14 protein-coding genes are annotated in these 14,987 nt (G+C 44.7%); 4 read left to right on the top strand and 10 right to left on the bottom strand.

Translation table 11 applies throughout. From position 1 onward, the window contains the following. Positions 1-53: 53 nt before the first annotated feature. The 8 genes from fabF to yceD form a co-directional block, all read right to left on the bottom strand. Positions 54-1,298, bottom strand: a complete 1,245-nt coding sequence (gene fabF, locus L1D11_RS00740; protein ID WP_239834181.1) for a beta-ketoacyl-ACP synthase II — start codon at positions 1,296-1,298, stop codon at positions 54-56. Between the two features lie 82 nt (positions 1,299-1,380). After that, positions 1,381-1,614 (bottom strand): acyl carrier protein, encoded by a 234-nt coding sequence (gene acpP, locus L1D11_RS00735; RefSeq protein ID WP_004737381.1) that lies wholly within the window; start codon positions 1,612-1,614, stop codon positions 1,381-1,383. A 166-nt stretch (positions 1,615-1,780) separates the two neighbouring features. Next, on the bottom strand, positions 1,781-2,515 hold the full coding sequence (gene fabG, locus L1D11_RS00730; protein ID WP_029235138.1) for a 3-oxoacyl-ACP reductase FabG: 735 nt from the start codon (positions 2,513-2,515) through the stop codon (positions 1,781-1,783). Positions 2,516-2,539: 24 nt separating this feature from the next. Beyond that, positions 2,540-3,463: an ACP S-malonyltransferase gene (fabD, locus tag L1D11_RS00725; RefSeq protein ID WP_239834182.1), complete on the bottom strand. Its 924-nt coding sequence runs from the start codon at positions 3,461-3,463 to the stop codon at positions 2,540-2,542. Between the two features lie 85 nt (positions 3,464-3,548). Further along, positions 3,549-4,499, bottom strand: a complete 951-nt coding sequence (locus L1D11_RS00720; RefSeq protein ID WP_239834183.1) for a beta-ketoacyl-ACP synthase III — start codon at positions 4,497-4,499, stop codon at positions 3,549-3,551. 5 nt (positions 4,500-4,504) lie between these two features. Then, positions 4,505-5,530, bottom strand: coding sequence for a phosphate acyltransferase PlsX (gene plsX / locus L1D11_RS00715; RefSeq protein WP_239834184.1), 1,026 nt, complete (start codon positions 5,528-5,530; stop codon positions 4,505-4,507). 9 nt (positions 5,531-5,539) lie between these two features. After that, positions 5,540-5,710 (bottom strand): 50S ribosomal protein L32, encoded by a 171-nt coding sequence (rpmF, locus tag L1D11_RS00710; protein WP_004737376.1) that lies wholly within the window; start codon positions 5,708-5,710, stop codon positions 5,540-5,542. A gap of 35 nt (positions 5,711-5,745) precedes the next feature. Further along, positions 5,746-6,273, bottom strand: coding sequence for a 23S rRNA accumulation protein YceD (yceD, locus tag L1D11_RS00705; RefSeq protein WP_004737375.1), 528 nt, complete (start codon positions 6,271-6,273; stop codon positions 5,746-5,748). A gap of 149 nt (positions 6,274-6,422) precedes the next feature. Here yceD and L1D11_RS00700 point away from each other — a divergent pair, with 149 nt between their 5' ends. After that, positions 6,423-7,004, top strand: a complete 582-nt coding sequence (locus L1D11_RS00700) for a nucleoside triphosphate pyrophosphatase (RefSeq protein ID WP_239834185.1) — start codon at positions 6,423-6,425, stop codon at positions 7,002-7,004. Positions 7,005-7,167: 163 nt separating this feature from the next. On the opposite strand, the gene rluC is transcribed toward L1D11_RS00700, so the two are convergent. Continuing rightward, a complete protein-coding gene (rluC, locus tag L1D11_RS00695) occupies positions 7,168-8,112 on the bottom strand; it encodes a 23S rRNA pseudouridine(955/2504/2580) synthase RluC (RefSeq protein ID WP_239834186.1) in 945 nt (314 codons plus the stop codon). Positions 8,113-8,730: 618 nt separating this feature from the next. On the opposite strand from rluC, the gene rne reads away from it, so the two are divergent. Together rne and L1D11_RS00685 are read left to right on the top strand one after the other, a co-directional pair. Beyond that, entirely contained in the window at positions 8,731-11,817 is a 3,087-nt protein-coding gene (gene rne, locus L1D11_RS00690; protein ID WP_239834767.1) for a ribonuclease E, read from the top strand. A gap of 258 nt (positions 11,818-12,075) precedes the next feature. Further along, positions 12,076-13,623, top strand: a complete 1,548-nt coding sequence (locus L1D11_RS00685) for a SulP family inorganic anion transporter (RefSeq protein WP_239834268.1) — start codon at positions 12,076-12,078, stop codon at positions 13,621-13,623. A 158-nt stretch (positions 13,624-13,781) separates the two neighbouring features. Here L1D11_RS00685 and L1D11_RS00680 read toward each other — a convergent pair whose 3' ends face one another. Then, positions 13,782-14,231, bottom strand: coding sequence for a low molecular weight protein-tyrosine-phosphatase (locus tag L1D11_RS00680; protein ID WP_239834269.1), 450 nt, complete (start codon positions 14,229-14,231; stop codon positions 13,782-13,784). 84 nt (positions 14,232-14,315) lie between these two features. Between L1D11_RS00680 and cobO the strand changes: the two genes are divergently transcribed. Then, a complete protein-coding gene (gene cobO / locus L1D11_RS00675; RefSeq protein ID WP_048610567.1) occupies positions 14,316-14,921 on the top strand; it encodes a cob(I)yrinic acid a,c-diamide adenosyltransferase in 606 nt (201 codons plus the stop codon). The last annotated feature ends 66 nt before the right edge of the window (positions 14,922-14,987 follow it).

Here is a 14,987-nt window from a genome sequence, read left to right as displayed (position 1 = left end):
AAAAACAAGTCTAATTATGACTATCTACGACGTTTAGGTCTTTTATAAGATGATTAAATCTTTTTGAAGATCAAACAGCCGTTTGTACCACCGAAACCGAAAGAGTTACATGCAGCATATTCCATGTTGCTAACTTTACGTGCGGTGTGAGGTACTAAGTCAATGTCTATGCCTTCTTCAGGATCATCTAGGTTGATTGTTGGTGGAACAATTTGGTCAACCAGAGACATAGCCGTGATGATAGCTTCAGCAGAACCAGCGGCACCTAGAAGGTGACCTGTCATTGATTTCGTCGAAGAAACCAATACTTGCTTGCTGCCAGCTTCGCCAAGAGCACGTTTGATGCCCTTAACTTCTGCTATGTCGCCTGCAGGAGTCGATGTACCGTGTGCATTCACATAACCGATTTGTTCACCAGTAATGCCTGCATCACGCATAGCCGCTTCCATTGCTAGTGCGCCACCAGAGCCATCTTCACTTGGAGAGGTCATGTGGTAAGCGTCACCCGACATACCGAAGCCAACTAGCTCACAGTAAATCTTAGCACCACGAGCTTTCGCATGTTCGTACTCTTCTAGAACCATCATGCCCGCACCGTCACCAAGAACGAAGCCATCACGGCCTTTGTCCCATGGACGAGATGCTTTTTGAGGCTCGTCGTTTCGAGTAGATAGTGCTTTAGCTGCACCAAAACCACCCATACCTAGTGGTGTAGATGCTTTTTCAGCACCACCCGCTAGCATTGCGTCAGCATCGCCGTATGCAATCATACGTGCCGCGTGACCAATGTTATGTAGGCCAGTTGTACATGCAGTAGAAATAGCGATGTTAGGACCGCGTAGACCACGCATGATAGACATGTGACCAGCAATCATGTTGACGATCGTTGACGGAACAAAGAATGGGCTAATTTTACGAGGGCCTTTTTCAGTAAGCGCTTGGTGACCAGCTTCGATCAAACCAAGACCACCGATACCAGAACCGATAGCCACACCAATACGTGGTGCATTCTCATCAGTAACAGTTAGACCAGAATCATCAAGTGCCTGAACACCTGCTGCGACGCCGTACTGGATGAATAGATCCATTTTACGAGCATCTTTTTTAGACATGTACTCTTCGCAGTTAAAGTCTTTAACTAGACCTGCAAAACGAGTTGAGAAATTGGTTGCATCAAAATGCTCGATATTCACGATACCACTTTGACCAGCTAGCAGGGCTTTCCAAGAAGATTCTACAGTGTTGCCTACCGGTGACAACATACCCATGCCAGTGACAACTACACGACGCTTGGACACGATTTTACACTCCGGAGATAAGATGAGGATAGATGAGTTAGAGAAAACACAGGCGGTCGAGGTGACCGCCTGGGAGAGATTATTACTGAGCGCTAGTTACGTAATCGATAGCTGCTTGAACAGTAGTAATTTTCTCAGCTTCTTCATCTGGGATTTCAGTGTCGAATTCTTCTTCTAGAGCCATTACTAGCTCAACTGTGTCTAGAGAATCTGCACCTAGGTCATCAACGAAAGAAGCTTCGTTTTTAACTTCAGCTTCGTCTACACCTAGCTGTTCAACAATGATTTTCTTTACGCGTTCTTCGAGGTTGCTCATTTTTTCTTTTCCTTTACAGAGTTCGCTTTATGCGATGTTTTCCGTAGTTTATTCAATCTATTGAAAGTTGCAAGGTCAACTTTTCTGGTCAAACCACAATTTTCACGATTTTAACCGAAATTACGTATGATCTTGACTTAAATCATGCACAAATGTTGCACATAATTTAAACCATGTACATACCGCCATTGACGTGAAGTGTTTCACCTGTGATATAAGCTGCCGCAGGCGACGCCAAAAATACCACAGCTTCAGCGATTTCGCGAGGGTCACCTAGTCGACCTGCTGGTACATTCGCCAAAGTTGCTGCACGTTGGTCATCATTTAGCGCTTTAGTCATGTCAGTTTCGATGAAACCAGGAGCTACAGTGTTCACTGTAACGCCACGAGACGCAACTTCACGAGCCATTGATTTAGTAAAACCAATTACGCCTGCTTTTGCAGCTGCGTAGTTAGCTTGACCAGCGTTACCCATAGTACCTACTACAGAACCAACGTTTACGATACGACCTTGACGCTTCTTCATCATGCCACGCAATACAGCTTTAGACATGCGGAAGATAGGCGTTAGGTTAGTATCGATGATGTCATTCCACTCGTCGTCTTTCATACGCATAAGTAGGTTATCACGAGTGATACCTGCGTTGTTAACTAGAATGTCAATCGCACCGAATTCATCGTTGATGGTTTTCAGTGTAGCAGCAATTGAGTCAGTATCAGTTACATTAAGAGCAAGACCTTTACCGTTCTCACCAAGGTACTCGCTGATTGCAGCAGCGCCGCCTTCAGATGTAGCAGTACCGATAACTTTAGCACCACGCTCAACTAAAAGTTCAGCGATTGCACGACCGATGCCACGGCTTGCGCCTGTAACTAGTGCAACTTTGCCTTCTAAATTCATCATAACTTCTCTATTAAGTGGTTATTACTTAGCAGCTTCTAGTGATGCAGTGTCATTAACTGCAGCAGCTGTCATAGTTTTTACGATTCGTTTTGTTAGACCAGTAAGAACTTTACCAGGGCCTAATTCAAGTAACTTCTCAACGCCTTGCTCGTTCATCGCTTGTACACCTTCAGTCCAACGAACTGGGCTGTATAGCTGACGAACAAGTGCGTCTTTGATTTTTGCAGGGTCTGTTTCAGCAATAACATCAACGTTATTGATAACAGGCAGTGCTGGCGTGTTGAACTCTAGAGCTTCTAGAGCAACCGCTAGCTTGTCTGCTGCTGGCTTCATCAGTGCACAGTGAGACGGCACAGAAACAGGTAACGGAAGTGCACGCTTAGCGCCCGCTTCTTTACAAAATGCACCAGCACGCTCTACTGCCGCTTTGTTACCCGCGATAACAACTTGGCCAGGAGAGTTAAAGTTAACTGGAGACACAACTTCGTCTTGCGCAGCTTCTTCGCACGCTTTAGCAATCGCTTCATCGTCTAGACCGATGATTGCGTACATTGCACCAACACCAGCAGGAACCGCTTCTTGCATTAGTTGACCACGTAGTTCAACTAGCTTAATCGCTTCTTTAAAGTCGATAACGCCAGCACACACTAGTGCAGAGTATTCACCTAAACTGTGACCCGCTAAGTTTGCAGGTTGCTCTAGGCCAAGCTCTTGCCATACACGCCAAATTGCAACAGACGCTGTTAATAGAGCCGGTTGAGTGCGGAAAGTTTCATTTAGATTTTCTACTGGGCCATCTTGAACTAATGCCCATAGATCGTAACCAAGTGCTTCTGAAGCTTCAGCAAATGTTCGTTTAACAACATCATACTGTTCGCCTAGGTCTGCAAGCATACCGATAGCTTGAGAGCCTTGGCCTGGGAATACGATAGCAAACTTGCTCATTATAATTTTCCTTTAAGCAAAGCAAAGCAAAAAATTGAATAAGGCACATAAGTTATGTGCCTTGTTTGTAGGTTTTCGCTTAGGGTTAGAATTTAACTAACGCAGAACCCCAAGTAAAGCCGCCGCCAAATGCTTCCAATAGAAGTGTTTGACCGCGTTTAATTCGTCCGTCACGAACAGCTTCATCTAATGCTGTTGGTACGGTAGCTGCTGACGTGTTGCCGTGTTTATCAAGGGTAACCACCACTTGATCAAGTGACATTGTCAGTTTTTTCGCCGTTGCCGAAATAATACGGTAATTCGCTTGGTGTGGGACTAACCAGTCAAGCTCTGACTTATCCATGTTATTTGCAGCTAATGTGTCTTTAACCAGCTTAGATAGCTGAGTTACCGCCACTTTGAATACTTCGTTGCCTGCCATGTGCAGCCATTTGTCCGCATCACCGCCACGCTCCGGTACTTCAAGGCTTAGAAGCTCACCGTATTTACCATCAGAGTAAATGTGAGTCGACAAAATACCTGGCTCTTCGCTTGCGCCTACAACCACCGCGCCTGCTGCATCACCAAATAGGATGATCGTAGAGCGGTCAGTCGGATCACAGGTTTTTGACAGTGCATCGGCGCCAATCACCAAAACATTCTTACACATGCCTGATTTGATGTGCTGATCTGCAACAGACAAAGCATAGACAAAACCAGAACATGCTGCAGCCAAATCAAACGCAGGGCAGCCTTTGATACCAAGCTTACCTTGTACCTGACACGCCGAAGACGGGAATGTGTGGCTACTACTGGTGGTCGCAACGATGATTAAATCAATCTCTTCTTTGTCGATACCCGCCATTTCAATGGCATTTTCAGCAGCGTAAAACGCCATATCTGCGACGGTTTCGTTTTCCGCTGAAATACGACGCTCTTTAATACCTGTTCTAGCAACGATCCACTCGTCACTAGTCTCTACCATTTTCTCTAAGTCTGCGTTAGTACGCACCTGAGATGGCAAGTAGCTGCCAGTACCTAAAATTTTGCTATACATGAAGACTAATAATGCCTCTCGAGTAAAACCGCTTCCAAACGATCGCTAATGCGGCTGGGGACTTGTCGTTTGACCTCGTGTACTGCCTCGCCAATCGCGTTGACAACTGCAGATACATCAGCACTTCCATGACTTTTAATGACAATGCCGCGCAATCCTAACAAACTTGCGCCGTTATACTGGTCGGGGTTCAAGGTTTTTAATTCAGTAAATAGCTCAGAAAACAACATTCTGGCTATCCAACCCTTTATAGTTGAGGCCATCATGCGCGTTTTTAGCTTATCAATAAAGAGCTGAGCCGTACCTTCGCACGTTTTTAAGCAGACATTGCCCACAAAACCATCACACACGACGACATCAGCAGCATCTTGAAGGATTTGGTTACCTTCAATATAGCCTATGAAGTTCACAGACTGAGTATTCGACAACATTTCAGCGCATCGTTTTACAAGGTCATTACCTTTAATTTCTTCGGCACCGATATTTAAAATAGCGACACGTGGAGCGCGACCTAAATGTTGTTCCGCTAACGCACTGCCCATTACAGCGAATTGGAAAAGCGAATCTGCATCACTAGAAACATTTGCCCCTAAATCAAGCATCCAAGTACGATTCCCTGAAGCAGTAGGCAAAGCTGAAACCAATGCGGGCCTATCAATGCCAGGGAGGAGCTTAAGTCGAAAACGGGACAGAGCCATCAATGCGCCGGTGTTGCCACCACTCACACAAGCATCGGCTTGAGAGTCGGCGACCAGATCAATCGCAGCACGCATGGAGCTACCCTGACTGTTACGCAAGGCTAGTGAAGGTTTTTCAGAATTGGAAATAACTCGATCACAATGCTGAATACTCAAACGAGAGTCAGGCATTCGACCTAATGAAGATAATTGAGATGTGATCACGTTTCGATCACCTATTAGAATGACTTTTAGCTCTGGGAAATACGACAGTGCCTGCACGGCGGCAGGCACTGTTACACGAGGACCGAAGTCCCCGCCCATTGCATCAAGCGCAACGGTTAGATTTTGCAAAGGTCAACCTTACTTGTTGATAACCTTTTTGCCGCGGTAAAAACCTTCCGCAGTCACGTTGTGACGTAGGTGAGTTTCACCTGAAGTTGCGTCTACAGAAAGTGCAGCTGTAGTTAGCGCATCGTGTGAACGACGCATGCCACGCATTGAACGTGATTTCTTGCTCTTTTGTACGGCCATTGACCCTACTCCTATGTAAATTCTTAAAGAAGCAGTTACTTCTTCAAGCTTTTTAAAACATCAAATGGATTCGGCTTCTTGTCTTCCTCAATTTCTTCAGGAAGTTCACCAAACACCAAGTTATTTGAGTTAACGCTACATTTCGCATTATCGTGCATTGCTATCTGTGGCAATCCAAGGATGAACTCGTCTTCAACTAATTGAATCAGGTCTAACTCACCGTACTCGTTCAGATCTACCAAATCGTACTCTTCCGGTGCTTCCTCTTCACTTTTCTCATTATAATAAGGAGTATAAGTGAATTGGACATCGCACTCATGTGCGAAAACCTCATTACAACGCTGACACTCTAAATCGACTTCGACGTTAGCTTTACCAGAGATAACGACTAATCGTTGTTCATCAAGCCCAAATGACAATGAGACTTGCGCGTCACGTTTTACGCCTTCAGTTGCGTCAGCTAAACGCTTAAAAAGACTGGTTTGGATGATGCCATCTAAATCTAGTCGTTTCTGAGCCGTTCTTGCCGGATCAACTGTACGCGGTATTTTTACCTTTTGCATAGGGCGCGAATCTTATCTTCCAAATCGAGTTTAGTCAAAGGAAATGGCAAAAAAAGTACACTTTTTTACCTTTCCCATACAGAGCATTATGAATAGCGGGATAACTTCCTATATCCTACTGTAAATGCTTCTATGAATTGTAAATTAAAATGAAAAATTACCAACTAGTTTTAGCCTCTACCTCACCATTTAGGCAAGAGATCCTCAAAAAGCTACAAATTAGCTTCATTACAGCAAAGCCTGACTGTGACGAAACACCGATTTCAGGGGAGACTCCACAACAGTTGGTCATGCGCCTTGCTGAAACCAAAGCTAAATCTTGTGTCGTTGAGCAGCCAAGTTTGGTGATTGGCTCTGATCAGGTCTGCGTAATTGACGGCGAAATCATAGGTAAGCCTCACACTCGTGGAAAAGCGATAGAGCAGTTGTCTCGTCAAAGTGGCAAGAGCATCACCTTCTATACAGGCATCACTGTATGGGATAGCGAAACCCAACAAGCTGACACGCGTCTCGATACCTTTATTGTTCACTTCCGTGATTTAACTGAGCAACAGATCATCTCTTACGTTGAAAAAGAAGAACCTTACTGGTGCGCAGGTAGCTTCAAGTGTGAAGGGCTCGGTATCGCTCTGTTCAAGCAGATGGAAGGGAAAGATCCGAACACGCTTATTGGTCTGCCGCTTATCGACCTAGTCGATATGCTAGATACGCAAGGTATGAGTGTGCTTTAACAGATACTTTATCGTCATCCCCAAGAGTGAGGGACGAGCGAGTTGGGGATCTCTTGCAATATACACAAACAAAAAAGGTTGACGAAATTCGTCAACCTTTCTCAATTATGGATACTGAAGAACAAATTTAGAGGCACTCTATACCTTCGTATCTCGTATCTTCTTAAAGCTGACGTAAACCAGTCAGTGCTTTTTCTAGTCTCGCTTCCATTGGTGCCGAGATATCCATCTTCTCTTCGCTACCTGGGTGCGTGAACTTGATGTTTGCTGCATGTAGGAACAAACGATCCAAACCGACCTTTCCAGTGTAAGCATCAAAACGACGATCACCATAACGGTCATCCCATGCAATTGGGTGGCCAGTATATTGAGTGTGTACACGGATTTGGTGAGTACGGCCAGTAATAGGACTTGCTTGAATCAGTGTCGCATCTTTGAACTTCTCTAAAACCTTAAAGCGAGTTTCAGAAGCTTTACCATTCGGGTTAACACGAACAATGCTGTTTACTTCATTTTTCAGCAGAGGCGCATTCACCACCTTACAGCTGTTCTTCCACTCGCCCATCACTAAAGCGAAGTAGTATTTTTGAACCGTTTTTTCACGGAACTGTGCTTGAAGATGTCTTAGCGCCGAACGCTTCTTAGCAACAAGCAATATCCCAGACGTATCTCTATCGATACGGTGCACTAACTCAAGAAAGCGAGCTTCAGGACGCAGTGCACGCAATGCTTCAATTGCGCCAAACTTAAGTCCACTACCACCATGAACGGCAGTGCCCGATGGTTTATTTAGAATAAGCATGTGATCATCTTCATAAATGATGCACTGTTCCAATTCTGAAACCTTGTTGAGTTTCGTGCTTGGCACGTTCTCTTCAACTTTCTCTTCAATGGTAACTGGCGGGATACGAACTAAATCACCAGCTTTTAGTTTGTACTCAGCCTTGATGCGTTTTTTGTTTACGCGGACTTCGCCTTTACGCACGATTCGGTAAATCATGCTTTTCGGGATGTTTTTTAATTGGTTGCGTAAGAAGTTATCAATACGCTGACCAGCCATATCTTCGTCAATATCGACAAATTGGACTTGGGTTCTAATTTCGCTCATTGCACTATTGTATCACTGTCACTTTTGATAATTGAGATTTTCTTAGGTCTATTCTGAACTAATTTACTCTTAATTCTTGATCATCTACCACCAAATGGTCGCTGAAGTTCTATATTTCTTTGATTCTTCGAACAAAAAAGCACCAAGATTCCTGCAAATTAAAATATCAATTGATAAATTATTTATAGACAGTGAGTTAGAGCTATCAAAACACAAACAAAAACTGTTTTTTTTACAGCATTCCGACAAAGCAGATTGCTGTGTTTACCGACCACTGCTATAGTTCACAGCTGCTATCAACGATTTGACTAAAATTTAAACAGACAATCGTTCATAAGCAAGTAAATGAGTAGATACCTCAGATTAGACAGTGCTGCAATTGGCGTAAGACACAGTCAACTGAGTCCCTTATCGCTCTACTCACGTACGCTCATGTTGAGTATTCACCGCCACATCGCGGATCATAGGCTAACTCCCTATGATGACTGACGTGCCCCAGAGCATCCCTCTCCAGCCGGGAGGCTGCACCGATAAAGCCATGGGATCTGGCACCATGAGAAACGAAATAAAGCGATAAGAACAATGATGAAAATAAGAAAAGACAACGAGTATTTCTAAATGAAAAGAATGTTAATTAACGCAACTCAAAAAGAAGAGTTGCGTGTCGCTTTGGTTGACGGCCAGCGACTATTCGATCTAGATATCGAAAGTCCAGGTCACGAGTCAAAGAAAGCGAATATCTACAAAGGACGTATTACCCGTATTGAACCAAGCCTAGAAGCGGCATTCGTTGATTACGGCGCAGAACGTCACGGTTTCCTCCCTCTTAAAGAAATTGCCCGCGAATACTTCCCTGAAGGTTATACATACCAAGGCCGTCCTAGCATTAAAGAAGCGCTAAAAGAAGGCCAAGAAGTAATCGTACAAGTAGAGAAAGAAGAACGTGGTAGCAAAGGTGCTGCACTGACAACTTTCATCTCTTTGGCTGGTAGTTACTTAGTTCTTATGCCTAATAACCCTCGTGCAGGCGGTATTTCTCGTCGTATCGAAGGTGATGAACGCACTCAACTGAAAGCAGCATTAAGCACTCTTGAGCTTCCTCAAGGTATGGGCCTAATCGTGCGTACAGCGGGTGTTGGTAAAAGTGCAGAAGAGCTAGAGTGGGACCTAAACGTACTACTGAATCACTGGGGCGCTATCAAGCAAGCTTCTGATTCAAATGCAGCTCCTTTCCTAATTCACCAAGAAAGTAACGTTATCGTTCGTGCGATTCGTGACTACCTACGTCGTGATATTGGTGAGATTCTAATCGACAGCAATACTATTTTTGAACGTGCACAAGCGCACATTCAATTAATACGCCCAGATTTCATGAATCGCGTTAAGAAATACGATGGTGAAGTGCCACTATTCAGCCATTACCAGATTGAAAGCCAGATTGAATCTGCTTTCCAACGTGAAGTTCGTCTTCCATCTGGTGGTTCTATCGTAATCGACCCAACAGAAGCACTGACTTCTATCGATATCAACTCTGCTCGTGCAACAAAAGGCGGCGATATTGAAGAAACAGCACTTAACACTAACCTAGAAGCTGCCGATGAAATTGCACGTCAATTACGTCTACGTGACCTAGGTGGCCTTGTTGTAATCGACTTTATCGATATGACTCCGGTTCGCCACCAACGCGAAGTAGAAAGCCGTCTACGTGATGCCGTTCGTTTAGATCGCGCACGTGTTCAGATTGGGCGTATTTCTCGCTTTGGTCTTCTAGAGATGTCTCGTCAACGTTTGAGCCCATCACTAGCAGAAGCAAGCCACCACATTTGTCCTCGTTGTACAGGTACTGGTGTTGTTCGTGATAACGAATCTCTAGCACTTTCTGTTCTACGTTTGATTGAAGAAGAAGCTCTAAAAGACAACACAGCACAAGTACTTGCTGTTGTACCTGTTCCAATCGCTTCTTACCTTCTGAACGAAAAACGTCGCTCAGTAAACCACATCGAGAAGAACCAAGAAGTTAAGATCACTGTTGTACCTAACTCTGACATGGAAACACCGCACTTTGAGGTTATCCGTGTTCGTGAAGGCGAAGAGTTTGATCTACTTTCTTACCTACTCCCTAAGAAGCTAGATGCTCTGAAAGAAGCAGAAAGCAAAGAACCTGCAGAACAAGCAATTCGTCCTAAGAAGATCGAAGAGCCAGCTCTGAAAGGCTTCGCTGCTCCAGCTCAATCAGCACCGACTCCCGCTCCAGCACCTAAAGCTGTAGAAGAGAAAAAAGCTGAACCATCAGCAACTCAAGAATCAGGCCTAATTGGTCGTTTCTTCAAAGCTATCGGTAGCTTCTTATTTGGGTCTTCAACTCAAGAAGAGAAGAAAGAAGAAGAGAAGCAAGAAGAAAAACCTAAGAACAATCGCAACAACGGCAACCGTCAACGCCGTGATCGTAACGATAACCGTCGTCGTAACCAACGTGGTGAGCGTGGAGACAATCGTAACGAAAACCGCGACAACAAGCGTCGTCGTAAGCCTGCACGTGATGAGAAACCTGAAGAGCAGAAAGAAGCAGCTCCACAGCAAAATCGTCAGCCTCGTAAGCCTAAGCAAGACCGTCGCAACAAGCAACGCGAAGAGCAAGCACCATCTAAATTAGCAGAAGAAGGTCTACAGCTAGCGGCAGAAGCACAAGCTGGAAAACCGGAAGCGCCTAAGGCTAAGCCTGAAGCGAAAGCAGCTAAGATTAAAGAGCGTCGTCAGCGTCGTAAACTAAACAAGCAAGTTCGTGTTAAAGACCAACAAGTTCAAGCTGAAGATAATGCTTCAAAAGAGCAAGTGATTGCTAAAGAACTATCTGTTTCAAAAGAACAGTCAGTAGCTCAAGAGCAAAAAGTTGCGGAACAAGTAGAAGCAACTCAAGCGAATGTAGAGCAATCTGAACAGGAAGAGCCGAAACAACGTCGTAACCGTCGTTCTCCACGTCACCTACGTGCAAGTGGTCAACGTCGTCGTCGCGGTCGTGATCGTCGCCCTAACCCATTCCGCCTGCGCAAAGGTGGTGTAGCTTCTCCTGAAATGGCTATGGGTAAAGTGATGCCTCGCTTCATTCCAAAACCTCACCACAAGCAGGCAAAATCTGAAGTGGCTGAAGTTCAAGTAGTAGCTGAAGCTCAAACATCTGTTCAAGAGCAGAATGTTGTTCTAGAGACGGCACCACAAAGCAACGTTGTAATGGCTGGCGGTTTTGCATGTCCTGAACTGGCAATGGGTAAAGTGATTATCCGCCGTGAAGAGACTGCAGTAACTCAAGCTCCAGTTGCTGAAGCTCCTGCTGTTGTTGAAGAAGCTCCAATGATTGCCGAAGCGAAAGTTGATGCTCCTGTAGTAGAAAATACAGTAGTTGAAGCACCTGTTGAGACTGTGAAAGCAGAGGAAGCGGTTGTCGTTGAACCTGTAAAAGTAGTGGAAGCACCGAAAGCTGAAGTGAAAGTTGAAGAAGCGCCTGTTGTAAAAGCAGAAACGCCAAAAGCAACTGTTGCTAAGAAGCAAGCCGGTTCACCAATGACTAAAGCTCCTGGTCCTCAAGAGATCAAAGAGATTGAAGTGATTGCAGCTCCGTTCCGCACTGAACGTTTTGTATCTAAAGGTGCAGGCAGTCAGGCAGCGTCTAACAAAGCTGGCGCAGGCATGACTAAGCCAAACTACTAATGGTTATTGATAGATAATCACCAGTAAATAGAATCAAAGGCTGCTTATTAAAGCAGCCTTTTTTATATCTACTAATCGAATAAAAATTAACAGATATATTACTCAAAGTTAGGTTCAACCTTGAACTTAATCACATTTTTGGGTAGCATTCGCGCACTTATCTTTTCGACACTTCGCTATTGCCGCTCTTTTCCATCACTGTTTGGCTACGCAATACACCCGTGTCGGTAAATCCATCTTAAGCATAGCTGAGCAAACATGTTCGAATTCCCACAATTTTCAAAGCACTCTGTAAAGAATGATGTGCTTTCAGGTCTTACAGTAGCCCTAGCTCTGGTACCTGAAGCCGTAGCATTCGCCTTTGTTGCTGGCGTTGACCCAATGGTTGGTCTTTACGCAGCATTCATCGTAGGTTTAATCACTTCTGTCTTCGGCGGTCGTCCAGGTATGATTTCTGGTGCTACTGGCGCAATGGCTGTTGTAATGGTAAGCCTAGTTGCAACTCACGGTGTTCAATACCTATTCGCGGCAATTATGCTAGCTGGTCTTCTGCAAATTGCAGCGGGTGTCTTCAAGCTAGGTAAATTTATCCGTATCGTTCCACACCCAGTAATGATTGGTTTCGTGAACGGTTTAGCTATCGTTATTTTCCTAGCTCAACTTGGTCAATTCAAAGCACCAGATCTAACAGGTGCATTAACTTGGCTACCAAGCGACCAGATGACTCTGATGTTAGGCCTAGTGGCACTAACTATGGCGATCATCCACTTCCTACCAAAACTGACAACAGCAGTACCATCTTCATTGGTTGCTATCGTAACTGTAACGGCATTGGTTGTAGGTCTTGATCTTGAAACTCGTACTGTTGTTGATTTCCTGCGCACTATGTCTGGCGACGAAGCAGCAACGCTAGCGGGCTCTCTACCGACCTTCTCTATTCCAGCAGTGCCGTTTAACCTAGAAACGCTATACATCATTCTGCCTTACGCAGTGATCCTTGCAGCGATTGGTCTAATCGAATCACTACTGACGCTAACAGTACTAGACGAGATGACAAACACTCGTGGTCAATCTAACCGTGAATGTGTTGGTCAAGGTATGGCTAACGTAACGTGTTCAGTATTTGGCGCGATGGGTGGTTGTGCGATGATTGGTCAATCAATGATCAACGTAAACTCTGGTGGTCGTGGTCGTCTATCGGGCATCGTTGCTGCTGTTGCATTGCTAATGTTCATCCTATTCGGTTCAGCACTTATCGAAATGATCCCGCTAGCGGCGCTAGTTGGTGTAATGTTCATGGTTGTAATTGGTACATTCGAGTGGGCAACCTTCAAGCTTGCACGTCGTGTACCTAAGCAAGACTTCTTCGTTATCGTTCTTGTTACGGTTGTAACAGTAATGACTGACCTAGCGGTAGCGGTTTTTGTAGGTGTAATTGCATCTGCACTGATGTTTGCATGGCAACATGCTAAGCACATCTACGCTGATACTTGCATCAACGAAGCCGGTTCAAAAGAGTATAAAGTAAACGGTCCAATCTTCTTCGGTTCAACAGCAAACTTCCTTGAGTTGTTTGACGCTCATGAAGATCCACAAGATGTTATCGTTGATTTCGCGAACTCTCGCGTAACCGACCATTCTGCTATTGAAGCAATTGATACCATTGCTGAGCGTTACGCTGCACAAGGTAAAACGCTGCACCTTCGTCACCTGAGCCAAGACTGTGTTGCTATGCTGCACAAAGCAGGTAGCTTAGTTGAAGCAAACGTAGCAGAAGATCCAATCTACAAAGTAATGTCTAAGTAATCTTAGCTGTAGCTTTAAGTTAGATTTAGAAAGGCCGACATTCAATGTCGGCCTTTTTTTATATCCATGTCCCGTCCTAAAATGTGTTTACACATTGAGGACGAATTATGACTACTTCAAATACTACCTACGTTAAGCGTACTCAGCGTGATTACACACTACAATGAACGCAATATCGCTTCGCTAGACTCTTCGATTAAGTCCAGTACCAACTCAAATCCGTTGCCCCCTCCGTAATATGGGTCAGGAATCTCTTCGTACTGCGACTCTCCAAAACTCAAGAACAATGCAAGTTTATATTGTAAGTGCGTTGGACACAGGATCATTAAGTCGTCTAAATTAGCCCTATCGGCCGCAAGTATCAGGTCAAATTCTTCGAAATCATTATCAACCACTTTACGAGAAGTAATCCCCTTAAAGCTGTAGCCTCGCTTCTCTCCTGCAGATTTCGAACGAGAGTCTGGCAGGTTGCCTTGATGAAAACCAATCGTCCCTGCAGAGTCAACCACAACGTCAATATCCAGTTGTTGCGCTTTCTTCCTTAGCACCGCTTCACCTGTTGGCGAACGGCAAATATTCCCCATACAAACTACGAGTATCTTTTTCATCCCTAATCACCTGTTCTTCCGATGGTTTTTGCTATCGTTAAGTTAGGCTATGATAGGCGCAATCACAACTTAAAAGGATTTGTCATGTCGACTGAAGACAACAAAGAACAACGCCACAAAGCAAGACAACAGAAAGTAAAAGAACAAGTCGATGCTCGTGTCGCTGCAGCACAAGAAGTAAAGGGTCTATTGCTGGTCATCACTGGTAACGGTAAAGGAAAATCAACATCCGGTTTTGGTACGATTACACGTGCAGTCGGCCATGGTAAGAAGTGTGCCGTTGCTCAGTTTGTAAAAGGAACTTGGGATAACGGCGAAAAGAACGTTCTCCAAAAGCTCGATGTAGAGTTCCAAGTGATGGGTACTGGCTTTACTTGGGAAACTCAAAACAAGGCTCAAGATATCGAAGCTGCACAGCGCGTGTGGAAAGAGTGCCAACGCATGCTAGCCGATGAGTCGATTGATGTGATTCTGTTTGATGAACTGACTTACATGGTGAGTTACGGCTACATTGAACTGGATGAAGTGGTAGAAGCGCTGAATAACCGTCCGAAAATGCAATCCGTGATCATTACTGGCCGTGGAGCACACCGCACTTTAACGGACATGGCCGATACCGTGTCTGAAGTTCGTAACGTTAAACACGCTTTCGAGTCTGGTGTAAAAGCGCTTCAAGGCGTGGATTGGTAAGAACGGTTAGCTCTCTCCTCAGTAAACTGAAAATTACACCCAAACAAAAAGCGCCACTCCTACAAC

Origin of the sequence: Vibrio sp. Isolate32 (assembly GCF_022397955.1) — a bacterium.
GTDB lineage: Bacteria > Pseudomonadota > Gammaproteobacteria > Enterobacterales > Vibrionaceae > Vibrio.
Note: the sequence above shows the minus strand (reverse complement) of the source record. Positions and strands in the feature narration are given on the sequence as shown.